The 20,315-nt window shown below is 62.4% G+C and carries 20 protein-coding genes and 4 tRNA genes; 11 read left to right on the top strand and 13 right to left on the bottom strand.

Features of this window, described 5'->3' with window-relative positions; all coding sequences use genetic code 11:
• Positions 1-169 precede the first annotated feature (169 nt).
• From JWV26_RS00530 to acnA, 7 genes are all read right to left on the bottom strand, one after another.
• Positions 170-532 carry a VOC family protein gene (locus JWV26_RS00530; RefSeq protein ID WP_206418125.1) on the bottom strand — a complete coding sequence of 121 codons (363 nt, stop codon included), beginning with the start codon at positions 530-532 and terminating at the stop codon, positions 170-172.
• A gap of 32 nt (positions 533-564) precedes the next feature.
• On the bottom strand, positions 565-801 hold the full coding sequence (locus tag JWV26_RS00525; RefSeq protein ID WP_072425609.1) for a helix-hairpin-helix domain-containing protein: 237 nt from the start codon (positions 799-801) through the stop codon (positions 565-567).
• A 79-nt stretch (positions 802-880) separates the two neighbouring features.
• Positions 881-1,165 carry a hypothetical protein gene (locus JWV26_RS00520; RefSeq protein ID WP_196460766.1) on the bottom strand — a complete coding sequence of 95 codons (285 nt, stop codon included), beginning with the start codon at positions 1,163-1,165 and terminating at the stop codon, positions 881-883.
• Positions 1,166-1,353: 188 nt separating this feature from the next.
• The gene (locus tag JWV26_RS00515) at positions 1,354-1,839 is read right to left on the bottom strand and encodes a hypothetical protein (protein ID WP_100550093.1); all 486 of its coding nucleotides are present in this window, start codon (positions 1,837-1,839) and stop codon (positions 1,354-1,356) included.
• Between the two features lie 267 nt (positions 1,840-2,106).
• A complete protein-coding gene (locus tag JWV26_RS24470; protein WP_277425994.1) occupies positions 2,107-2,241 on the bottom strand; it encodes a hypothetical protein in 135 nt (44 codons plus the stop codon).
• A gap of 301 nt (positions 2,242-2,542) precedes the next feature.
• Complete coding sequence (locus tag JWV26_RS00510) at positions 2,543-4,108, bottom strand: methyl-accepting chemotaxis protein (RefSeq protein WP_072425607.1); 1,566 nt, start codon at positions 4,106-4,108, stop codon at positions 2,543-2,545.
• 176 nt (positions 4,109-4,284) lie between these two features.
• Positions 4,285-7,026 (bottom strand): aconitate hydratase AcnA, encoded by a 2,742-nt coding sequence (acnA, locus tag JWV26_RS00505; RefSeq protein ID WP_206418124.1) that lies wholly within the window; start codon positions 7,024-7,026, stop codon positions 4,285-4,287.
• Between the two features lie 256 nt (positions 7,027-7,282).
• Between acnA and rlmM the strand changes: the two genes are divergently transcribed.
• Both rlmM and tusA read left to right on the top strand, forming a co-directional pair.
• Positions 7,283-8,338, top strand: a complete 1,056-nt coding sequence (rlmM, locus tag JWV26_RS00500; RefSeq protein WP_206418123.1) for a 23S rRNA (cytidine(2498)-2'-O)-methyltransferase RlmM — start codon at positions 7,283-7,285, stop codon at positions 8,336-8,338.
• Positions 8,339-8,429: 91 nt separating this feature from the next.
• Positions 8,430-8,681: a sulfurtransferase TusA gene (gene tusA / locus JWV26_RS00495; RefSeq protein WP_420890286.1), complete on the top strand. Its 252-nt coding sequence runs from the start codon at positions 8,430-8,432 to the stop codon at positions 8,679-8,681.
• 99 nt (positions 8,682-8,780) lie between these two features.
• On the opposite strand, the gene JWV26_RS00490 is transcribed toward tusA, so the two are convergent.
• Together JWV26_RS00490 and JWV26_RS00485 are read right to left on the bottom strand one after the other, a co-directional pair.
• On the bottom strand, positions 8,781-9,854 hold the full coding sequence (locus JWV26_RS00490) for a DUF3080 domain-containing protein (RefSeq protein ID WP_206418122.1): 1,074 nt from the start codon (positions 9,852-9,854) through the stop codon (positions 8,781-8,783).
• Between the two features lie 40 nt (positions 9,855-9,894).
• Complete coding sequence (locus tag JWV26_RS00485) at positions 9,895-11,268, bottom strand: MATE family efflux transporter (RefSeq protein ID WP_206418121.1); 1,374 nt, start codon at positions 11,266-11,268, stop codon at positions 9,895-9,897.
• A gap of 150 nt (positions 11,269-11,418) precedes the next feature.
• Here JWV26_RS00485 and pdxB point away from each other — a divergent pair, with 150 nt between their 5' ends.
• The 3 genes from pdxB (at position 11,419) to JWV26_RS00470 (ending at position 13,671) form a co-directional block, all read left to right on the top strand.
• Complete coding sequence (gene pdxB / locus JWV26_RS00480) at positions 11,419-12,549, top strand: 4-phosphoerythronate dehydrogenase PdxB (protein WP_206418120.1); 1,131 nt, start codon at positions 11,419-11,421, stop codon at positions 12,547-12,549.
• A 181-nt stretch (positions 12,550-12,730) separates the two neighbouring features.
• Complete coding sequence (locus tag JWV26_RS00475; RefSeq protein ID WP_206418118.1) at positions 12,731-13,216, top strand: glutathione peroxidase; 486 nt, start codon at positions 12,731-12,733, stop codon at positions 13,214-13,216.
• Positions 13,213-13,671 carry a MarR family winged helix-turn-helix transcriptional regulator gene (locus tag JWV26_RS00470; RefSeq protein ID WP_100549378.1) on the top strand — a complete coding sequence of 153 codons (459 nt, stop codon included), beginning with the start codon at positions 13,213-13,215 and terminating at the stop codon, positions 13,669-13,671. Before JWV26_RS00475 ends, JWV26_RS00470 begins: the two co-directional genes overlap by 4 nt.
• On the opposite strand, the gene JWV26_RS00465 is transcribed toward JWV26_RS00470, so the two are convergent.
• A complete protein-coding gene (locus JWV26_RS00465) occupies positions 13,661-15,982 on the bottom strand; it encodes a response regulator (protein WP_206418116.1) in 2,322 nt (773 codons plus the stop codon). The genes JWV26_RS00470 and JWV26_RS00465 overlap by 11 nt on opposite strands.
• 110 nt (positions 15,983-16,092) lie before the next feature.
• On the opposite strand from JWV26_RS00465, the gene JWV26_RS00460 reads away from it, so the two are divergent.
• Positions 16,093-16,983, top strand: a complete 891-nt coding sequence (locus JWV26_RS00460; protein ID WP_021490590.1) for an ATP-binding protein — start codon at positions 16,093-16,095, stop codon at positions 16,981-16,983.
• The gene (locus JWV26_RS00455; RefSeq protein ID WP_206418114.1) at positions 16,980-17,462 is read left to right on the top strand and encodes a GAF domain-containing protein; all 483 of its coding nucleotides are present in this window, start codon (positions 16,980-16,982) and stop codon (positions 17,460-17,462) included. The genes JWV26_RS00460 and JWV26_RS00455 overlap by 4 nt, the downstream gene beginning before the upstream one ends.
• A 125-nt stretch (positions 17,463-17,587) precedes the next feature.
• On the opposite strand, the gene JWV26_RS00450 is transcribed toward JWV26_RS00455, so the two are convergent.
• Positions 17,588-18,250, bottom strand: a complete 663-nt coding sequence (locus JWV26_RS00450) for a glutathione S-transferase family protein (RefSeq protein ID WP_206418113.1) — start codon at positions 18,248-18,250, stop codon at positions 17,588-17,590.
• A 53-nt stretch (positions 18,251-18,303) separates the two neighbouring features.
• Positions 18,304-19,047: a hypothetical protein gene (locus JWV26_RS00445; protein WP_074915976.1), complete on the bottom strand. Its 744-nt coding sequence runs from the start codon at positions 19,045-19,047 to the stop codon at positions 18,304-18,306.
• Between the two features lie 243 nt (positions 19,048-19,290).
• Here JWV26_RS00445 and JWV26_RS00440 point away from each other — a divergent pair.
• The 4 genes from JWV26_RS00440 (at position 19,291) to JWV26_RS00425 (ending at position 19,668) form a co-directional block, all read left to right on the top strand.
• Positions 19,291-19,366: transfer RNA gene (locus tag JWV26_RS00440), tRNA-Glu, on the top strand.
• Positions 19,367-19,381: 15 nt separating this feature from the next.
• Positions 19,382-19,457 (top strand) — tRNA-Gly (locus JWV26_RS00435).
• 45 nt (positions 19,458-19,502) lie between these two features.
• Positions 19,503-19,578 (top strand) — tRNA-Glu (locus JWV26_RS00430).
• A gap of 14 nt (positions 19,579-19,592) precedes the next feature.
• Positions 19,593-19,668, top strand: a tRNA-Gly gene (locus JWV26_RS00425).
• Between the two features lie 109 nt (positions 19,669-19,777).
• Here JWV26_RS00425 and JWV26_RS00420 read toward each other — a convergent pair.
• On the bottom strand, positions 19,778-20,185 hold the full coding sequence (locus tag JWV26_RS00420; protein ID WP_206418111.1) for a PA2817 family protein: 408 nt from the start codon (positions 20,183-20,185) through the stop codon (positions 19,778-19,780).
• Positions 20,186-20,315: the final 130 nt, after the last annotated feature.

The raw sequence follows: 20,315 nt of genomic DNA, 5'->3' as shown, positions 1-20,315 counted from the left end.
ATGGCGGAGTTGGCGGTGGGTCAAACGGGATATGCCGCGCCAGCACTCATTGTGTGAGGGGTTGCCCTCAGCGTCACTCCCGCTTGGGCGGGAGCCCGGAGAGCCGTTCTGGATTCCCGCCCGCGCGGGAACGACGGTTGCAGCAGGGCTTACGGATTCCGGGGACCGACTATCGACCGTCCGGCTCCGACCATACGGCAAACTCGTTGCTACCCGGTTCGACGAAGTGAAAGCGTCTGCCGCCGGGGAAGGCAAAGATCGGTTTGACGATTGTCCCACCGGCAGCCTCGACCTTGGCCAGGGTGTCTTCCAGCCGTGCGCTATAGAACACGATCAGCGCACTGCCGTTATCGCTGCGTGCGGACATCTCGGCGCTGAAGAAACCGCCATCCAGGCCTTCGTCGGTGAAGGCGGCGTAATCGGGGCCGTAGTCCGTGAACCGCCAGCCGAAAGCGGCCTGGAAGAAGGCTTTGGTAGCCGGCAGATCGCGGCTGGGGTATTCGACGTAATTGATCTTCTCGTGGGCAGGCATGCCGGGTTCCTTGGCAGTGAAAGAGAGGGAGGTTACTGACGCGATTTGGCCAGATCGATGGCCGCCTGAATAGCCGCGCGTGCTTGCGGGCTGTTCTTCCAGCAGGTGGAGCCCAACTGACCGGCTACTGCGGTGACGATATCGCTGACACTGGCTTCGGCCAGTTCCTGCAAGGAGTTTATGCCGATCTGTTCGAGTCGCTGCACGACGGTCGGGCCTACGCCTTTAACTTTTAGAAGGGCTTGGTGTTCTTCTGTTGGGAAGGGCATAGGGGTTGTTACCGCGCTTTGGTTGAGGGGCGGGCTTTAGCCCGTCCCAGTGAGCGAAACGAGCGGTTTGAGCCACTAGTTAGGGCTTTGGTTTTGCTGAACCATGCCCGAAATGTTTGGAAAGCGGCTCTTCACAGTGATGGATTATTTTCCCTGTTTTTGGGTCGGTCACTGTTTCTTGGTAAGCATCATTGCTTCGGTCGATAGTTCTTGTTTTGTAAACCATACATTGCAGTTGATGGCACTGTTCCCAGCCAACAAATGCCTCCCACCTAATTTTTCTTTTGCCCGGATACTTGGCGTCTTTAGCTTGTGCTTCCCAAGAGTCGTAAAGGCCAATTCCATCAATAATGGATGCATTCATGTATTTTTTTGTGGAGCCACAGCAGGGGCATGATTAGCTTGCACTAGATGCTAACTTTTCGTCTAACTGCTGGTGACAGTCTTTGCAGAAGGTGCCGTCTTCGTTTCTCATGCGCGGATGCCCTAGCGTTGGCTAGGGGCGGGCTTTAGCCCGTCCCAGTGAGCGAAGCGAACGGTTTGAGCCAGTTGTTAGAGGTTGCTACCACTGGCCGAATGCTTTTGCCCTACATCAAATATTGCTGAATCTAGAGCAAATGTTTCGCGCATGCCATCCGAGGTCGTTGATGTCCAAACGACCTCTCGCTGGATAAGTGACTCGATAGCATTGCCTGATAGACCTAGCTTATTTACTTGGCTCCAAGTGAGAACTGAACCGCCGGACTCTACAAAGGCTTGCACTACAGATTTCTCGTGTGTACTCAAGCGGGAATAAATTCTCTTTGCTTCTTCTAGCTCTTCACGACTTTGTGCCCGCCTTACTATGCTTGCATGAAGCCCAGTCGCTATGAGCCGAACTAGCGGGAACGCAATAACTGCTGAAAAGGCGGCAATAACCCAATCCGATGTCAAAAGATAAACCGACAGACCAACGATGCCGGCAAAAGATGTTGCAATGCTTCGCCCTACGTCTGTCTCGGCGTATATACGCTCTGCCCATTTCTCCAGCGCTTTCAACTTGCACCTCTAACGTTTGGTTAAGGGGCGGGCTTTAGCCCGTCCCAGTGAGCGAAGCGAACGGTTTGAACCAGTTGTTATGCATTGCTAACAGTCGGTTAGATTTACTGTTTCTCGGTGCGCCCACATACCTTCATTTTCCCCTGTGGAAAGTTTTATTATTTTGCTTTTGCTGCATAAATAATTAACTCTGTCTTCCGGGAGGTTGGTCCAGCTTGCTATGGTCCTTGTGGTCCGCCATTTTCCGCCAGTAGAATTTTCTTTCAGTCATGTATTTATTCTGCGCATTTCAAAGAAGTCGCGCAGCTTTTGGTGAAGATACTGGGTTAGGTAAACTGTGATGCCAGCTATCGAACCACCAGATGCACCAACTACCACACCTTCCCAAATACTACTTTCCATGGCTGTTTTCCATTTTATGCATAACTATAAATAGACACCAAAGGGTGCATAACCTGCGTGTGGCTTTGGTAGATAACCTTCCTGGTCATTTTCAAGATCCTTCTCTAGCTCGCGGGAGGTAGCGAGGCGATGGGGTGATTGGGATGTTATACACCAAGCCGGATAACTGCTGGCAAGTGGCAATCACGCGAAAGCGGGGGCGGTTGGAAAGGGCGTAGGGAAGATCGCGAGCAAGCTCGCTCCTACAAAAGCAGGGCGGGGAGGAGAGGAGGCGCAGCGGTGAGCCGCTGCGCCTTCTGTTTCAGCGGTTGAAGCGTTCGACCAGGGCGTATTGGCCCTGTGCGGTGTTGGTCAAGGCTTCGCTGAGCTTGGCGGTGCTTTGCGCTTCGCCGGCGGTCTGGTCAGCCAGTTGGGCGATCGTGGTGATGTTCTGGTTGATCTCGTCGGCCACTGCGCTTTGCTCTTCCGCTGCGGCGGCGATCTGGTTGGCCATATCGGCAATGTTGGCCACCGAGTCGCTGATCCCGGACAGTGCCTGATCGGCCTGCAGCACGCGCTCGACGCCTTCGTCGGCTTGCTTGCGGCCGATTTCCATGGTCAGCACGGCCTCTTCGGCGGTGCGCTGCAGTTTGGCGATCAGCGCGTGGATCTGTTCGGTGGACTCGGCGGTGCGTTGTGCCAGTGAGCGAACCTCGTCGGCCACCACGGCAAAGCCGCGGCCCATTTCGCCGGCGCGGGCAGCCTCGATGGCGGCGTTGAGGGCGAGCAGGTTGGTCTGGTCGGCGATGCCCTTGATCACGTCGACCACGCCGCCGATTTCGCTGCTATCCTGGGCCAGGCGAGTCACGGTTTCGCCGGTATCGCCCACCGATTGCGACAGGCGCTGGATGGCTTCGCGGGTTTCAGCGGCGATGGTGCGGCCTTCGCTGGTCAGGCGGTTGGCTTCCTGGGTGGCGATGGCGGTGCGGGCGACGTTGCTCGCCACTTCCAGAGTAGTGGCGGCCATTTCGTTGACGGCGGTGGCGACCTGCTCGGTCTCGCTGCGCTGGCGCTCGAGGCCGGCCGAGCTGTTGTGCGCCAGCTTGTCGGCTTCACGCGCTTGCAGGGTCAGTTGTTCGGCGGTGTCCTGCAGGCGGGTGAGGCAGGTTTTCAGGCGCGCTTCCTGGCTGAGCATGGCCATTTCCAGGCGTGCTTCGGCGCCGCGGCTGTCGGTGTACATCTGCGCGATCAGCGGGTCGGAGGTGGTTTGCTCGGCAAGGCGCAGCAGGCGTTTGACGCCGCGCGTCTGCCAGGCGATGCCAGCCAGACCCAGCGGCACGGAGAGCACGGCAGCGAGGATGAAGCCCCAGTTGCTGCCCATCCAGTGGCCGATCATGAAGCCGATCTGGCTGACCAGGATGAAGGGCATCCACGCCTGGACGATGGGCAGCCACTGATTGCTGGCCGGAACGGCCGACTTACCGGCGTTGATGCGGGCGTACAGCGTTTCGGCGCGGCGTACTTGCTCGGCGGTCGGTTTGACGCGGACGGATTCGTAACCGACGACCTGGTTGTTTTCGGTCACGGGCGTGACGTAGGCGTTGACCCAGTAGTGGTCACCGTTCTTGCTGCGGTTCTTGACGATGCCCATCCACGGGCGGCCCTTCTTCAGGGTCGTCCACATATGCTCGAACACGGCCGATGGAACGTCCGGGTGGCGCACGATGTTGTGTGGCGCGCGCATCAGTTCTTCACGACTGAAGCCGCTGATGTCGATGAAGGCGTCGTTGCAGTAGGTGATTTGCCCTTTGAGATCGGTGGTGGATATCAGGCGTTGTTGTGCAGGAAAGGTGCGCTCACGCTGAGTGACCGGCTGGTTGTTACGCATGGCAGGTATCCGTCGTTGTAATGCCCTGTCATCGGCCGGCGAGCGGCGAAGTTGAGGGCTGAATCCGTTTTGGCGAGTTTAATCGCTTTTTGAATGACGTCACATTTTTGTCACGGCATGAACCGTCCTTGGCCCGACGGTGAGGCCCTGCCGCATGGCGCGGCAGGGCAGGTGCATCAGTTGGCGATCATCTGGCGCAGCACGTAGTGCAGGATGCCGCCGACCTTGAAGTACTCGACCTCGTTGAGGGTGTCGATGTGGCACAGCACTTCGACTTCCTCATGCGTGCCGTCTTCACGGGCGATGATCAGCGTCAGTGGCATCTGCGGGCGCAGCTCCACGCCTTCCAGACCTTCGATGGCCAGCACTTCCTTGCCGGTCAGTTTCAGGCTGGTGCGGTCGGTACCGGGTTTGAACTGCAGCGGCAGCACGCCCATGCCCACCAGGTTGGAGCGGTGGATGCGCTCGAAGCTTTCGGCGATCACCGCCTTGATCCCCAGCAGGTTGGTGCCCTTGGCCGCCCAGTCACGGCTGGAGCCAGTGCCGTATTCCTTGCCGGCGATGATCAGCAGCGGCGTGCCTTCGGCCTGATAGCGCATGGCGGCGTCGTAGATCGCCAGCTTCTCGCCACTCGGCACGTGCAGGGTGTTGCCGCCTTCCTCGCCGCCGAGCATCTCATTGCGAATGCGGATATTGGCGAAGGTGCCGCGCATCATCACTTCGTGGTTGCCCCGGCGCGAGCCGTAGGAGTTGAAGTCGGCCTTGTCCACGCCGTTATCGCGCAGATAGCGCCCGGCCGGGCTGTCGGCCTTGATGTTGCCGGCCGGCGAGATGTGGTCGGTGGTCACCGAGTCGCCGAGCAGGGCGAGGATGCGCGCCTCGCGGATATCGGTGATACGTGGCGGATCGCCGGCGATGTCCTCGAAGAACGGCGGATGCTGGATGTAGGTGGAGTCGCCCTGCCAGGCGTAGGTGTCGGCCTTGGGCACGTCGATGGCCTGCCATTTCTCGTCGCCGGCGAAGACTTCGGCGTATTCCTTGCGGAACATGGCGGTATCGACCTGGGCGATGGCCTGAGTGATCTCGGCCTGTGTCGGCCAGATGTCCTTGAGGTAGACCGGCTGACCATCTTTGCCGGTGCCGAGGGCGTCGCGGGTCAGGTCGAGGCGCACGCTCCCGGCCAGGGCGTAGGCGACCACCAGGGGGGGTGAGGCCAGCCAGTTGGTTTTCACCAGCGGGTGCACGCGGCCCTCGAAGTTACGGTTGCCGGAAAGCACCGAGGCGACGGTAAGGTCGGCCTGGGTGATGGCTTTCTCGATGGGCTCGCGCAGCGGCCCGGAGTTGCCGATGCAGGTGGTGCAGCCGTAGCCCACCAGGTCGAAGCCGAGTTTCTCCAGGTAGGGCGTAAGGCCAGCGGCATTGAAGTACTCGGTGACCACCTTGGAGCCGGGGGCCAGCGAGCTCTTCACCCAGGGTTTGCGTTGCAGGCCTTTTTCCACCGCCTTCTTGGCCAGCAGGCCGGCAGCCATCATCACGCTGGGGTTGGAGGTGTTGGTGCAGGAGGTGATGGCGGCGATCACCACGGCGCCGTCTTTCAGGCGATGGGTATGGCCGTCGTCCTCATAGTCGATTTCGCCGCTCTGCTTGTCGCCGCCGACGGCGGTACCGCCGCCGCCTTCGCTGAGCAGGCGACCCTCTTCCTTGGCGGTGGGCCTGAGCTGCAGACCGACGAAGTCGTCGAAGGCCTGGCTGACCTGGCCCAGCGAGACGCGGTCCTGCGGGCGCTTGGGCCCGGCCAGGCTGGCTTCGACGCTGCCCAGGTCCAGGCTCAGGCTGTCGGTGAACAGCGGCTCGGCGCCTGGCTCGCGCCACAGGCCCTGGGCCTTGCTGTAGGCCTCGACCAGTTGCACGGTGGCGTCCGGGCGGCCAGACAGACGCAGGTAGCCGAGGGTGATCTCGTCCACCGGGAAGAAGCCGCAGGTGGCGCCGTATTCCGGGGCCATGTTGGCGATGGTGGCGCGGTCGGCCAGCGGCAGATCGGCCAGGCCGTCGCCATAGAACTCGACGAATTTGCCCACCACGCCTTTCTTGCGCAGCATCTGGGTGACGGTGAGCACCAGGTCGGTGGCGGTGATGCCTTCTTTCAGCTTGCCGCTGAGCTTGAAGCCAATCACTTCGGGAATCAGCATCGACACCGGCTGGCCGAGCATGGCCGCTTCCGCTTCGATGCCGCCGACGCCCCAGCCGAGTACACCGAGGCCGTTGATCATGGTGGTGTGCGAGTCGGTGCCGACCAGGGTGTCGGGGTAGGCGAGGGTGACGCCGTCTTCCTCCTTGGTCCACACGGTGCGCGCCAGGTACTCCAGGTTGACCTGGTGACAGATGCCGGTGCCTGGCGGCACCACGCTGAAATTGTCGAAAGCGTGCTGGCCCCAGCGCAGAAAGGCGTAGCGCTCGCCGTTGCGCTGCATTTCCAGCTCGACGTTGTCGTGGAAGGCGCTGGACGAGGCGTAGCGATCGACCATCACCGAGTGGTCGATGACCAGGTCCACCGACGACAGTGGGTTGATCCGCTGCGGGTCGCCGCCGGCCTTGGCCATGGCGTCTCGCATGGCGGCCAGGTCGACCACCGCCGGAACGCCGGTGAAGTCCTGCATCAATACGCGCGCCGGGCGGTACTGGATCTCGCGGTCGGAGGCGCGCTGGTCGAGCCAGTCGACCATTGCTTGCAGATCCTGCGGCTGCACGGTCTGGCCGTCTTCGTTGCGCAGCAGGTTTTCCAGCAGGACCTTGAGCGACTTGGGCAGGCGGTCGATGTTGCCGAGGCGCTGGGCGGCCTCGGGCAGGCTGAAGTAGTGGTAGGTGGCGTCGCCGACTTTCAGTTCGCGGCGGCAGTTCAGGCTATCGAGGGAGGGCATTGCACATCTCCTTGGGCCCGCACGGTTCGGGCTGTGTCTGATGGCGGCAGACCTTCAAGCTAGTTCGGCTTGGGCAGTCTGGCTAGCGCATATCCTTTATCGGTTGCTATGCGCTGCCTGTTCTGGGTGGCCGGGCCTCATTGAAACGCGATGGCTGGCGGCTCCCTATCTGTGGGCAGCGCATATGTAGCTGGACAGGTTTAGCGGCTCTGGGTTCCGGTCTCGGGTATCATGCGCGCCTTGAGGAGACCCTTTGATGAATACCCTGTTTCTGCATTGCCGCCCCGGTTTCGAAGGGGAGGTTTGCGCCGAGATCACCGACCTCGCCGCACGCCTGGATGTACCGGGCTACTCCAAGACCAAGCCCGGTAGCGCGTGTGCCGAGTTCGTCTGCAGCGAGGCGGCCGATGGCGAGCGCATGATGCGTAGTGTGCGCTTCAATCAGCTGATTTTCCCGCGGCAATGGGCGCGCGGGGCCTACGTCAGCCTGCCGGAAAGTGACCGTATCAGCGTGTTGCTGGAGGCGCTGGCCGACTACCCGGTATGTGGCAGCCTGTGGCTGGAAGTGGTGGATACCAACGACGGCAAGGAGCTCTCGACCTTCTGCAAGAAGTTCGAGGCGCCGCTGCGCAAGGCGCTGCTCAAGGCCGGCAAGCTGGTGGACGACGCGAAGAAGCCGCGCCTACTGCTGACCTTCAAGAGCGGTCGTGAGGTGTTCGCCGGCATCGCCGACGCGGACAACCAGGCGATGTGGCCGATGGGCATTCCGCGCTTGAAGTTCCCGCGCGAGGCACCGAGCCGCTCCACGCTCAAGCTGGAGGAGGCCTGGCACCATTTCATCCCCCGTGAGCAGTGGGATCAGCGGCTGGCGCCGGGCATGACTGCCGTGGATCTGGGCGCCGCGCCGGGTGGCTGGACCTGGCAACTGGTCAATCGGGAAATCCGCGTCACTGCCGTGGACAACGGGCCGATGGCCGAAAGCCTGATGTATTCCGGTTTCGTCGTGCACCAGCGCGCCGATGGCTTCACCTTCCGTCCACGGCATCCGGTGCACTGGATGGTCTGCGACATCGTCGAGAAGCCGGCCCGTACGGCGGCGATGATCGAAACCTGGCTGGGCGAGGGGCTGTGCCGCGAGGCGGTGGTCAACCTCAAACTGCCGATGAAGCAGCGTTACGCCGAAGTGCGGCGCCTGCTCGATCGCATCGAGTCGGGGCTGGTGGAACGAGGCCTGAAGGTCAGCATTGGCTGCAAGCAGCTCTATCACGATCGTGAGGAAGTGACCTGCCATCTGCGCCGGCATGGCAAGTGATGATCTGCGCGTAGGTCTGAGGGGGCTGTGCGCGCAGGTGACCTGAAGGTCAGCTTTGCGCGACAATGCGCGCCTGTTTGTGGAGCCCCTTATGTCCGAAGCCCTGACCCTCAATCACGATGACCTGCTCGACGCCAGCGGCCTGAATTGCCCGGAGCCGGTGATGATGTTGCACAACAAGGTGCGCGACCTGTCGCCGGGCGGCCTGCTCAAGATGATCGCTACCGATCCGTCGACCCGTCGTGATATTCCCAAGTTCTGCGTGTTTCTTGGTCACGAGCTGCTCGGCCAGGCCGAGGAAGACGGCACCTACCTGTACTGGATTCGCAAGAAGGCCGATTAGCTGCCGGTTGTATGCGGTGTGCCGGATGCTCTGGCGGACTGTTCGCTTAGGCTCCTGAGGCCGCTCTACGGCTGTGGTTATTGGTGCGCGCGGCGCACCCTACGGCTCTGCGGCGTTCTCAGCGTCATTCCAGCCTGCCTGTCCCGGCGCCAGGCCGCAGCTGTTCAGTAGTGTCTGCCAGGCTTTGACGTGACGCGCCGTGGCTGTGCGGAAATCCTGCCATAACGAATTCTGCTCGCCGGCCAGTCTCTGCAGGTGCTCGCGGGTGGCGGTGGGAATACCGTCGATGCGCTGCAATTGCAGCAGCGCCGCCTGCCACTGCTGGCCGCGTTGGTCGACCTGTGCCAGGTAGGGTTGCAGGCCGCCAGCGTAGAACTTGATGAAGATGTTCTGCAGGATGCGCCCGCGTGGCGTCGCCTGGCCCAGCGGGCAGAGCGGGCGGCTATGCTGGCGTTGCTCCAGCAGATCACTACCGACGTCCAGGTTGTGGCGCAGGCTGGCCAGGCTGGTAATCAGCTGGCTGCCCTGTTCGCTGGCATAGAGGGCGAAGAACAGCGGTTCCAGTTCATCGGTACTCGGCGGCAGCTGTGCAGGCAGGGCGGTGCCGATGCTGGCCAGCCGCTGCAAAGCGTCCAGCGCGGCGCTGTCTTCCAGCGTGTCCACCGGCAAGGCTTTATCAGCGAAACGCAGGTAGTTCTCGAACTCCGGACTGCCGTTCAGCGCATTCCAGAATACAGCGGGCAGTTGCTGGCGCTTGTCGCTGGCCAAGCGCTGCAGCGTGGCCTTCAGGCTGGAGTCGTCCTGCAAATGCGGCAGGCAGGCATCGATGGCGCGCAGCAGATCGCCTTCGTAGCCCAGGCGCTGGCTGGGCATCAACTGTTTGCCCAGGCTGCTGTTGCGTTGGCTGATCAACTGCTGCAAATGCGGACAGCGCCGTGCGTCGATCACCAGATCGAGCAGGCCGATGCGCAGTTCGGGGATATCCGAAAGCCGCTCGCGCCGGGCCGGTAGGCGGTACTGGCTGACACTGCGATTATCGAAGGCGTTGAAGTCAGCAGCATCGAGCGAGCGCTGCAGGCGTTCGAGGTAATCGCTCTGCAGGGCCAGGCCATCGTTGGCCGGGCCGCAGCCGGCGAGCAGAAGGAAGCAGAGGAGCAGGGCAGGTCGAATCATGCGCTCAGTCTAGAGCTGATCTCCCCGCCTATCCAATGACTCAGACGGCCCGGCGGATGCGCTTGCGCGCGCTGCGCGCCAGGCGCACGGTGAGCATCGCGGCGGCGCAGGTCAGCCCGACCACCAGCCCCTGCCACAGGCCACTGGGGCCGCTGGGTTCGCCGAACAGGTCGGACAGCCCCAGCGCATAGCCCACCGGCAGGCCGATGCCCCAATAGGCGAACAGCGTCAGCAGCATGGTGATGCGTGTGTCCTGATAGCCGCGCAGTGCGCCTGCGGCGGTTACCTGGATGGCATCGGAGAACTGGAACAGCGCCGAATAGACGATCAGCGTTGCCGCCACGGCGATCACCGTCTTGTCCGGGGTGTAGATCTGCGCGATCTGTTCGCGCAGCAGGAACATCAGGCTGGCCGATACGCAGGCGTAGCCCAGCGCCGCGGCCATGCTTACCCCGGCAGCGAAGCGCGCCTCGCGCGGCTGACCACGGCCCAGCGCCTGGCCGACGCGCACGGTGGCGGCCATGGCCAATGAGTAAGGGATCATGAATACCATGGAGCTGAAGTTGAGCGCGATCTGGTGCCCGGCCACCACGGTGGCGCCGAGCCCGCCGATCAGCAGGGCGATCACCGCGAAGATGCTCGATTCGGCAAATACCGCGATGCCGATCGGCACGCCGATGCTCAGCAGGCGTTTGATCACTGTCCACTGCGGCCATTCGAAGCGGGTGAACAGCGCGCTGGCACGGTAGTAGGGCGCCCACTTCACCCAGACCAGCATGCCGATCAGCATGAAGCCCATCACCAGCGCGGTGGCCCAGCCGCAGCCAACGCCACCCATGGCCGGCAGGCCGAACTTGCCGTAGATGAAGATGTAGTTGGCAGGAATGTTCAGCAGCAGGCCGAGAATGCCCAGCACCATGGCCGGGCGGGTATGGCCGAGGCCATCGCTGAAGCAGCGCAGCACGTGGTACAGCGCCACTGCCGGGAAGCCGCAGGCCACCGCGCGCAGATAACCCATGGCGGGGGTGATCAGCTCTGGCTCGATGTTCATGGTGTGCAGGATGAACTCGGCGTTCCACAGCAGCGCCGCCGCGCTGCCGCCGACGGCCAGCGCCAGCCAGAGTGCCTGACGCACCAGCGGGCCGATATCGGCCTCTTCGCCAGCGCCGAAGCGCTGCGCCACCTTGGGCGTGGTCGCCAGCAGGATGCCGGTCATCAGCAGGAAAACCGGCACCCAGATCGAGTTGCCCAGCGCCACCGCTGCCAGGTCCTGCGGGCTGACGCGCCCGGCCATCAGCGTATCGACGAAGCCCATGGCGGTGTGCGCCAACTGGGCGATGATGATCGGCGTGGCCAGAATGAGCAGGCTGCGCAGTTCCGTGCGCACGCGGCCAAGGCGGGTGTCGGTGGACATTTCGATTCTTCAGGAGGGCAGAAAACCGCGTAGTCTACGCCTTGACGTGTCGGTCAGGAAAGGGCGATCTGATGCCCTGTCTGGCGGCTTGTGGGGCGACGTTGAGGTGTCGGCTAACTTAGAATGGTGACCTGCCCGATGGAGCCTCTCATGCACATAGTCGCCGACGAAAACATTCCCCTGCTCGATGAGTTCTTCGCTGCGTTCGGCAGCATCCGTCGCTTGCCCGGGCGCGCCATCACAGCGGCCGATGTGCGTGATGCCGACCTGTTGCTGGTGCGTTCGGTGACCCAGGTGAATCGCGCCTTGCTCGAAGGTAGCCGGGTACGTTTCGTCGGTACCTGCACCATCGGCACCGACCATCTGGATCTCGATTATTTCGCCGAGGCCGGCATCGCCTGGAGCAGCGCGCCGGGCTGCAACGCCCGTGGCGTGGTGGATTACGTGCTGGGCAGTGTGCTGACCCTGGCCGAGCGTGAGGGTGTGGATCCGGCTGTGCGTGTCTATGGCGTGGTCGGGGCGGGGCAGGTTGGTGGGCGTCTGGTCAATCTGCTGCGTGGTCTCGGCTGGCAGGGACGGGTGTGCGATCCGCCGCGCCAAGCTGCCGAGGGCGGCGATTTCGTCAGCCTGGAGCGGATCGTCGAAGAATGCGACGTGATCAGCCTGCACACGCCGCTGGACGCTTCGACCCGTCACCTGTTCGATGCGGCGCGTCTGGATGCACTCAGGCCTGGCACCTGGCTGATCAATGCCAGTCGCGGTGCTGTGGTGGACAACACCGCGCTGCGCAACCTGTTGCCACAGCGGCTTGATCTGAAGGCCGTGCTGGACGTCTGGGAAGGCGAGCCGCAGGCCGATGTCGAACTGGCCGCGCTGTGCCAACTGGCCACGCCGCACATTGCCGGCTACAGCCTGGACGGCAAGCTGCGCGGCACGGCGCAGATTTACCAGGCCAGCTGTCAGGCGCTGGGCGTGGCCGAGCAGGTGAGCCTGACCGATCTGTTGCCGGCGCCCTGGTTGAGTGAGCTGAGCATCGACGGCAGCGCCGATCCTGCCTGGGCGCTGGCCAGCATCTGCCGCGCGGTCTATGACCCGCGCCGGGACGATGCGGATTTTCGCCGCAGCCTGGTTGGCGATGCCGATACCCGTCGCGCCGGCTTCGACCGCCTGCGCAAGCATTACCCCATGCGCCGCGAGATCGATGGCTTGCGCGTACGTATTCAGGGCGATTCAGCGCCGCTGGCTGCTCTGGTGCGAGCCCTGGGCGCCACCGTTTCGTAGATACAAGGGTGGGTTAGCCGCCTGTCACGCTTGCAGAACAGTTTGCTAAGCCCGGTGCGGCGTAACCCACCTTACGGATAGTGCGATATCTGCACGACTTATTGGGTGCTAATTAAATTGCATGCAATTTAATTGCTCGCTACTTTGTTCGTCACTTCAAGCCCATTCAGGACATTTCCCCATGAGCAACGCACTTTTCGATATTCCGGTCACCACCATCAAGGGCGAGCAGAAGACCCTGGCTGACTTCGGCGGCAAGGCCATGCTGGTGGTCAACACCGCCAGCAAGTGTGGCTTCACCCCGCAGTACAAAGGGCTGGAAAGCGTCTGGCAGCAATACAAGGACAAAGGGCTGGTAGTGCTCGGTTTCCCCTGCAATCAGTTCGGCAAGCAGGAGCCGGGTGACGAGGGAGCGATCTCCGAGTTCTGCGAGCTGAACTTCGGCGTCAGCTTCCCGCTGTTCAAGAAGGTCGACGTCAACGGCGCCGATGCCCATCCGCTGTTCGTCCAGTTGAAGAAGCGCGCGCCGGGCCTGCTGGGCAGCCAGGGCATCAAGTGGAACTTCACCAAGTTTCTGATTGGCGACGACGGCAAGGTGGTCAAGCGCTTCGCCCCGACCACCAAGCCCGAAGAACTGAGCAGCGAGATCGAAGCCCTGCTCAAATGACCGCTTTCGACACCGCCGGGCTGCAGCTGGACAATCAGCTGTGCTTCAAGCTTTACGCCGCCTCGCGCGCGGTGATCCGCGCCTACAAGCCGATGCTCGACGCCCTCGGCCTGACCTACCCGCAGTATCTGGCGATGCTGGTACTGTGGGAATGGCAGGAGCGGGCGCCCGAGCAGCCGACGCTCAAGGCGCTCGGGCAACGCCTGCAGCTCGATTCCGGCACCCTGACGCCGCTGCTCAAGCGTCTGGAGCAGATGGACCTGGTGCAGCGTCGTCGCGCGCAGACGGATGAACGCGAGGTGCATCTGGCCCTGAGCGAGGCTGGCAGGGCGCTGCAGGCGCAGGTCCTGCCGCTCAAGGCGCAGTTGCTCTGCCAGTTCGGTGATCAGGATCTGCTGGAGATGGAAGGGCTGCGGCGCAGCCTGGATCGGTTGCTGGCTCGGCTCAGCGATTGACCTCATCGGGCAGCCAGGTGTCGAGCATGACAGCCAGTTCTTCACGGCGGAAGGGTTTGGCCAGGTAGTCGTTCATGCCGGCGGCGCGGCAGCGCTCACGCTCGTCGGACAGCGCATTGGCGGTCAGGGCGACGATGGGCAACTCCGGCCAGCGGCCATTGCTGCGGATGCGTCGGCTGGCTTCGTAGCCATCCATCACCGGCATGTTGCAGTCCATCAGGATCAGATCGATTGGCTCTTGCTCCAGCACCTCCAATGCTTCAGCGCCGTGCGCGGCGACCAGCACCTGGTAGCCGAGCTTGGCCAGCATGCCTTTGGCGACCATCTGGTTGACCGGGTTGTCTTCGACCAGCAGCACGCGCGCTGTGCTTTCTCGAGCAGCTTGCGTCTGGGCGCTGTTGTGCAGGTCGCCGTCGTCGCTGTGGAGAATGTGCCGCAGCATCTGTAACAGGCCATTGCGCGCCAGCGGGCGGGCGATCTGCAGCAGCGGCATGAGACGCTGCGCTTGCTCGTGCGGCAGGAAGTTGCCATAGGCGGTGACCAGCAGTATCGGCGTGCTGATCGTCGGGCGAATACCCAGCAGGCATTCCGGGCAATCGCTGATCAGCAGGTCGGCATCCACGCCGTGCAGGCTGGCATCGGTATCCAGGCGCTGATAACCCAGGCCCCAGGTTGGCAGCCACTGGCTGAGCATCTGCTGCAGGCCGCTACTGGCCGGTGTCATGGCCACGATGCGGCCTTGTAGTGAGGGTTGGGAGCTGGCTTGCGCATGGGCCGGCAGCGGCAGTTGCGCGCAGAACTCGCTGCCGAAGCCTTCTTTCGACTGCAGGGTCAGCTTGCCATGCATCGCTTCGCACAGGCGCCGCGTCAGCGCCAGGCCGAGCCCGGTGCCGCCGTACTCACGGGTGATGCCGACTTCGGCCTGGGCGAAGGGCTGGAAGATGCGCGCCTGGGCATCTTCGGCGATGCCGATACCAGTATCGCGCACGCGGATGCTGATGCCGTCCTTACCGCAGGCGACGATCAGGTCGACACGGCCGAAACGGGTGAATTTGAGCGCGTTGGACAGCAGGTTGCTGACGATCTGGCGCACCCGTGTCGGGTCGCCCAGCACCTGGGTCGGCAGTGCCGGGTCGATCAGGCAGGTCAGCTCGACTGCGCTGGCGGCGTTCTGAGACAGCAGGCTGGCGGTTTCCTCTGCCAAGGCGCCGAGGTCGAAGGGAATTTCCTCCAGTTCGAGCTGGCCTGCTTCGAATTTGGACAGGTCGAGAATGTCGTTGAGCAACTCCACCAGCACCTTGCCGGAGTCATGGGCGATGCCCAGCTGCTGGCGCTGCTCGGCGCTGAGCGGGCCGTCCAGGGCCAACGCGAGCATGCCCAGCAGGCCGTTGAGAGGCGTACGGATCTCGTGGCTCATGTTGGCCAGAAAGGCCGAGCGCGCCTGCGCCATGTTCAGGGCGGTGGTACGCGCCACCTCCAGTTCGCGGTTGGACTGGCTGAGGCGGGCGTTGGTGGCCTTGAGCTCGGCGGTGCGCGCCGAGACGATGTTTTCCAGTTCATTCAGGTACTGGGTCAGGCGGTCTTCGGCGTTACGCCTTTGTTCGATCTCCTGGGCGATGCTCGACAGCTGGCGGTTGGTGACCTCCACCAGGGTGCCGATCTCGTCGCGCTCATGGCCCTTGGGGCAGGGCACGGGACGGTGCTGCGGGTCTTGCGGGTTGCGCTCGCTGAGTGCGCGAATCACCCCGGTCAGGGGCTTGGTCAGCATGAAATAGAACAGCACCAGCAGGATCAGCGACAGCAGCAGGCTGCGCGCGAAGCCGGTGAGCAGAGTCAGCAGCGAACGTCTGAGAAAGTGACTGCCGAAGGCGTAGGTGTCGACTTCCAGGCGTAGAAAGCCCAGGGCTTCGTTGGGGGCATGGCTGACGTGGAGTGGGTCCTGGAACTGCCGTTGGGCCCCGAACAGGCTGTCGCTGAAGACCCGGTAGCGGCTTTCCCGGCGCGGGCGGCTGACGCTGGCCAGCACCAGGCCGTTGTTGTCGATGAGTTCGGCGCGGGTCACCGCGGGCGAGCGTAGCAGGCCGAGGACCAGCTCCTGCGCCAGTTCCGCGTCGATGTTGTAGGCGATACGGGCGGCGGGGTTGTGGCTGATTTCCAGCAGCGCGCGAATCTCGCGGTTGATGGAGGCCTCTTCGCTGGCATAATCGACCGCCACCTGGGTGACGCTCAGCAGCGTACCAAGGATAAACGCCACCAGGACGGTCAGGCCGGCCTGTTTGAACGACAGGCGATTGGTGAGCGAAATGTCCATAAATGCGTGCGTGGTCTCTGATCCTTGGGCGCCTGCCAAGCATAGCTGATAGCGACCCCATACCGGCAGAGCCTGCAACGTGCGGCTCTGCGCAAAAGGAGTAGTAGATCGTGGATTCCCGGTTACTGGATTTTCTTGCCCGCGCCGAGCAGGTGCTGGAGCGCATCGAACCGCTGCTGCCTGCACTGCGTCCGGAGGTGGACTGGAGCAAGTGCGTGGCGGCGCGCTGGGTGCGTGATGGCCGCAGCGGCTACCTGTTGCCGCTGGATGTCAGCCTCGACCTGTCGCTGAGCGACCTGTTGGGTGTGGACGCCCAGCGCGAGCAACTGGCGCGTAACACCCGTCAGTTCGTCAGTGGCATGCCGGCCAACCATGCCTTGCTCTGGGGCGCGCGTGGCACTGGCAAGTCGTCGCTGGTGCGTGCCCTGCTCGCCGAGCACGCCAAGGCCGGCCTGCGTCTGATCGAGATCGAGCGCGATCATCTGGCCGACCTGCCGCGCGTGGTCGAGCTGCTGGCCGGCTTGCCGCAACGCTTCGTGCTGTTCTGCGACGACCTGTCGTTCGAAGCGGGCGAGGGTGACTACCGGGTACTCAAGAGCGTGCTCGACGGCTCGTTGGAGCAGGCGCCGGACAACGTGCTGCTATACGCCACCTCCAACCGTCGCCATCTGGTGCCCGAGCATCAGAGCGATAACGAGAACTGGAAGCGGGTCGACGGCGAGCTGCACCCCAACGAGGCGGTGGAGGACAAGATCGCGCTGTCCGACCGTTTTGGCTTGTGGCTGTCGTTCTATCCCTTCAGCCAGGATCACTTCCTGCTCGTCGTGCGTCACTGGGTAGAGGTGCAGGCGCGTCAGGTCGGGCTCGACTGGAGCTGGGACGAGGCGCTGGAGAAAGCCGCCATTCGCTGGGCGCTGGGTCGCGGTAACCGCAATGGCCGCTGCGCCTATCAATTCGCCCGCCACTGGGTCGGGCTGCAACTGCTGGAGCAACAGGCATGATCGATCTTTCTCAGGCTGGTGGTGATCTCAACGGTTACCCGCTGCTGAGTGCACAATTGCAGGCATTGCTTAGCGGCGAGCGCGACTTCATCGCCAATGCTGCGCAGTTTTCCGCCTTCCTGTTTCACGAGCTGGCCGATCTGAACTGGGCCGGCTTCTATCTGGTGAAGGATGGCGAGCTGGTGCTCGGCCCATTCCAGGGCAAGGTGGCCTGCGTGCGCATCGCCTTCGGTCGTGGCGTCTGCGGCGCGGCGGCGGCCAGCCTGCAAACGCAGCGGGTCGAGGATGTGCATGCCTTCCCGGGGCATATTGCCTGCGACAGTGCATCGAACAGTGAGCTGGTGGTGCCTCTGGTCAAGGAAGGGCGCCTGATCGGCGTGCTGGATCTGGACAGCCCGTCGGTGGGGCGGTTCACCGGGGTGGATCAGGCCGGTATCGAAGCGCTGGCAGCGATATTCCTGGCCGCCAGCGACTGCTGAATACGCCTTTGGCGATGCAGGGAGACTCGATCCGCTAGGGGCGCCACGCGCACCGCTGGCTTGAGACGTCGCCGAAGCTGATTTCGCAATAGGTGCGCACGGCGCACCCTACGAAGCAGGCGTCTTCAGCGCTTGGCGCCGATCTTCTCCAGTGTGCGCAGTTCACGCGGCAGCAGTTGCTGTGTGGATGCGCGGGCCTTGATACGCTCGTAGTGCGCCAGCAGGTTTGGCCAGCGGTCGGCATCCAGGGTTTCCCCGCCGTGCTCCATGTTGATCAGCTGGCTGGCCAGTGCCAGGTCGGCCATGGACAGTTGTTCGCCAAGGAAGTAGGGCGCGTCACCCAACGTGGCCTCGAAATAGTCGAAGTGGTTGGGCAGCCTGTCCTTGAGCGTCTGCTGCACCTTTTCCTCATCGCATGGCTGGCCCATGGTGGCTTTCAGCACGCGGTTGCGAAACACGGTGAAGGTGCACAGCGGCGCCAACTCGTAGTCCGCGTATTTTTCCAGCCAGCGCACCCTGGCACGTTGCTCCGCACCGTCGCCATATAGCTGCATGTGCTCAGGGTAGCGCTCTTCCAAGTACTGGCAGATGACGCTGGAGTCCGCCAGCTTCAGGTCACCATCGCGAAAGGCGGGAATCCGGCCTAGCGGATTGAGCTCGCGAAACCAGTCCGGCTGGCCGAAGGGCATGACCACCTCCAGCTCGTAATCCAGGCCCTTTTCGATCAGGCACAGGCAGAGTTTGCGGACGAAGGGAGACAGGGGTGCTCCGTAAACGGTCAGGCTCATTACAGCTCCTATCGGCGGTCAACGTGGTTGACTGAGCGAAGGCGGTCGTCTGCTCAGTCGTAGATGTTCTTCTTCTTCCAGTCGTCTTCCAGGTCCTTCAGACCTTCGGTCAACTGGCTGGGTTCATCCGCGTTGGGTACGCTGTTGTTGAGCACCATGGCATTGGCGCGCGCCAATTGCTCTTCGAAACGCTTGAGTTGCGTCTGGTAAGGGGTCGGGTCAGGTTGCTTGCGCAGGTACTGCACGCCGCGTTCGAAGGCCAGGCGTGCCTGGCCGGGTTGATTCTGCTGCATGGCCGTCTGGCCCAGGGTGCTGAAGAACTCGATATGCACCAGTACTAGCATCTGACGAATCTGCTTGAGCCAATGCTTGCCATCGTTGGCGGGCAGCAGGCCGCCCTGTACCGAACTGGTGATCAGGGCGTGCAGGTTTTCCAGAAGGAAACGTACATCCTTGGCCTTGGCTTCGTTGGCGATGGGTTGTGGTGGGTTCTTCACCGGGATGGATTCGCCCTGGGCGATCTGGGTCTTGAGAGTGTCGATATCGGTCTTCAGTTTGGCGTTGTGCTTGTCCAGCGGCAGCAGGCGTTCGCTGACTTGCAACTGCAACTGGCTCAGCAGCAGCTTCAGCTGCGGTGTCATCAGCTGTCCAGGCATGCGTTCGGAGATATCCTGGCAGCGACGAATGCGGTCGAGCAGATCAGCGCGCTGGCGCGCTTTCTCCAGCTTGCTGTTCTCGACGGCGTGGTTGATGTAGGCAATCACCATCAGCAGGGCGATGCCGCCGACGATCAGCATGGTTATCACGAGTGCGGACACTGCTTGGGACCTCTCGAGAATCGACTTTTCGACCGAGTGTAGTGGCTTGGCTGCATGGCTCCTAGTGGCATATCGATTTATGGGCTGAAGTCTTTGATTTTAAAAATTTTTTAGAGAGAGGTTGACGACCCTCGAAAGGCTCCATAGAATGCGCGCCACTTCCAGCGCAATGCTAGAAACAGAGCGAAGGAAGCCGGAAAGTTGCTTGATGTTCCGGGGTGTGTCCCCTTCGTCTAGTGGCCTAGGACACCGCCCTTTCACGGCGGTAACAGGGGTTCGAGTCCCCTAGGGGACGCCACTTTCAAGCTGTAATGCGGGAATAGCTCAGTTGGTAGAGCACGACCTTGCCAAGGTCGGGGTCGCGAGTTCGAGTCTCGTTTCCCGCTCCAAAATTTGGAAATTCTGCTTCGGCAGGGTTTCAAACGAAGTTCCAGGTCCCCTTCGTCTAGTGGCCTAGGACACCGCCCTTTCACGGCGGTAACAGGGGTTCGAGTCCCCTAGGGGACGCCACTTCAAGTTGTACCGCGGGAATAGCTCAGTTGGTAGAGCACGACCTTGCCAAGGTCGGGGTCGCGAGTTCGAGTCTCGTTTCCCGCTCCAAATAAACGAAAACGCCGCTCAATCGAGCGGCGTTTTCGTTTCTGTCGTTTGTACAGACACAAAACAAGGCCCGCCGGTTTACCGTGCGGGCCTTTCGTTTATTGGCAGATCAGTGCTTGGAGCTGTCGGTGGGCAGGGCCAGCAGTTGTTTTTCCTGGTTCCAGTCGAAGGGTTCGTCGTTCTCTTCGGCTTCGAAGCGGCGCTCGTCGAGGGTCTGGTACAGAGCGATTTCCTCGTCGGGCATGAAGTGCAGGCAGTCGCCGCCGAAGAACCACAGCAGGTCACGTGGTACCAGATGGGCGATCTGCGGGTAGCGGTGAAACACCTGGCTGATCAGGTCCTGGCCGAGGTACTGGCTGGACACCGGGTCGCTCGGCAGTTCGGCGAGCAGCTCATCGTAGCGCTCGAGGAACAGGGCATGGCTGTCGTCGAGCACCTGTTCGGCTTCGCTCAGGGCGACGAGGATGCCGCGCAGGTGGTTGAGCAGGGCGAGGTGGTGTTCGAGATGGCTGGCCATGGTGCAGGTTCCTGAAGGGTAAAACGGGCGCAGGAGTATAGAGTTCCTGGCGCCCGCTGTCCTGCATAGCTGACTTTCGTGGGAGGGGGGTTAGCCGCGACGCAAGAAACTCGCGGCTAAAGTCCCTCCC

The organism is Ectopseudomonas toyotomiensis (assembly GCF_017167985.1).
Classification (GTDB): Bacteria; Pseudomonadota; Gammaproteobacteria; order Pseudomonadales; family Pseudomonadaceae; genus Aquipseudomonas; species Aquipseudomonas toyotomiensis.
This window is presented reverse-complemented; position numbering and strand designations above follow the sequence as displayed.

Excerpts from the sequence above, each read along its gene's own strand:
- JWV26_RS00530 (WP_206418125.1), bottom strand. The coding sequence starts at position 532 with ATGCCTGCCCACGAGAAGATCAATTACGTCGAATACCCCAGCCGCGAT.
- JWV26_RS00525 (WP_072425609.1), bottom strand. The coding sequence starts at position 801 with ATGCCCTTCCCAACAGAAGAACACCAAGCCCTTCTAAAAGTTAAAGGC.
- JWV26_RS00520 (WP_196460766.1), bottom strand. The coding sequence starts at position 1,165 with ATGAATGCATCCATTATTGATGGAATTGGCCTTTACGACTCTTGGGAA.
- JWV26_RS24470 (WP_277425994.1), bottom strand. The coding sequence starts at position 2,241 with ATGGAAAGTAGTATTTGGGAAGGTGTGGTAGTTGGTGCATCTGGTGGT.
- JWV26_RS00510 (WP_072425607.1), bottom strand. The coding sequence starts at position 4,108 with ATGCGTAACAACCAGCCGGTCACTCAGCGTGAGCGCACCTTTCCTGCA.
- acnA (WP_206418124.1), bottom strand. The coding sequence starts at position 7,026 with ATGCCCTCCCTCGATAGCCTGAACTGCCGCCGCGAACTGAAAGTCGGC.
- rlmM (WP_206418123.1), top strand. The coding sequence starts at position 7,283 with ATGAATACCCTGTTTCTGCATTGCCGCCCCGGTTTCGAAGGGGAGGTT.
- tusA (WP_420890286.1), top strand. The coding sequence starts at position 8,430 with ATGTCCGAAGCCCTGACCCTCAATCACGATGACCTGCTCGACGCCAGC.
- JWV26_RS00490 (WP_206418122.1), bottom strand. The coding sequence starts at position 9,854 with ATGATTCGACCTGCCCTGCTCCTCTGCTTCCTTCTGCTCGCCGGCTGC.
- JWV26_RS00485 (WP_206418121.1), bottom strand. The coding sequence starts at position 11,268 with ATGTCCACCGACACCCGCCTTGGCCGCGTGCGCACGGAACTGCGCAGC.
- pdxB (WP_206418120.1), top strand. The coding sequence starts at position 11,419 with ATGCACATAGTCGCCGACGAAAACATTCCCCTGCTCGATGAGTTCTTC.
- JWV26_RS00475 (WP_206418118.1), top strand. The coding sequence starts at position 12,731 with ATGAGCAACGCACTTTTCGATATTCCGGTCACCACCATCAAGGGCGAG.
- JWV26_RS00470 (WP_100549378.1), top strand. The coding sequence starts at position 13,213 with ATGACCGCTTTCGACACCGCCGGGCTGCAGCTGGACAATCAGCTGTGC.
- JWV26_RS00465 (WP_206418116.1), bottom strand. The coding sequence starts at position 15,982 with ATGGACATTTCGCTCACCAATCGCCTGTCGTTCAAACAGGCCGGCCTG.
- JWV26_RS00455 (WP_206418114.1), top strand. The coding sequence starts at position 16,980 with ATGATCGATCTTTCTCAGGCTGGTGGTGATCTCAACGGTTACCCGCTG.
- JWV26_RS00450 (WP_206418113.1), bottom strand. The coding sequence starts at position 18,250 with ATGAGCCTGACCGTTTACGGAGCACCCCTGTCTCCCTTCGTCCGCAAA.
- JWV26_RS00445 (WP_074915976.1), bottom strand. The coding sequence starts at position 19,047 with ATGCTGATCGTCGGCGGCATCGCCCTGCTGATGGTGATTGCCTACATC.
- JWV26_RS00420 (WP_206418111.1), bottom strand. The coding sequence starts at position 20,185 with ATGGCCAGCCATCTCGAACACCACCTCGCCCTGCTCAACCACCTGCGC.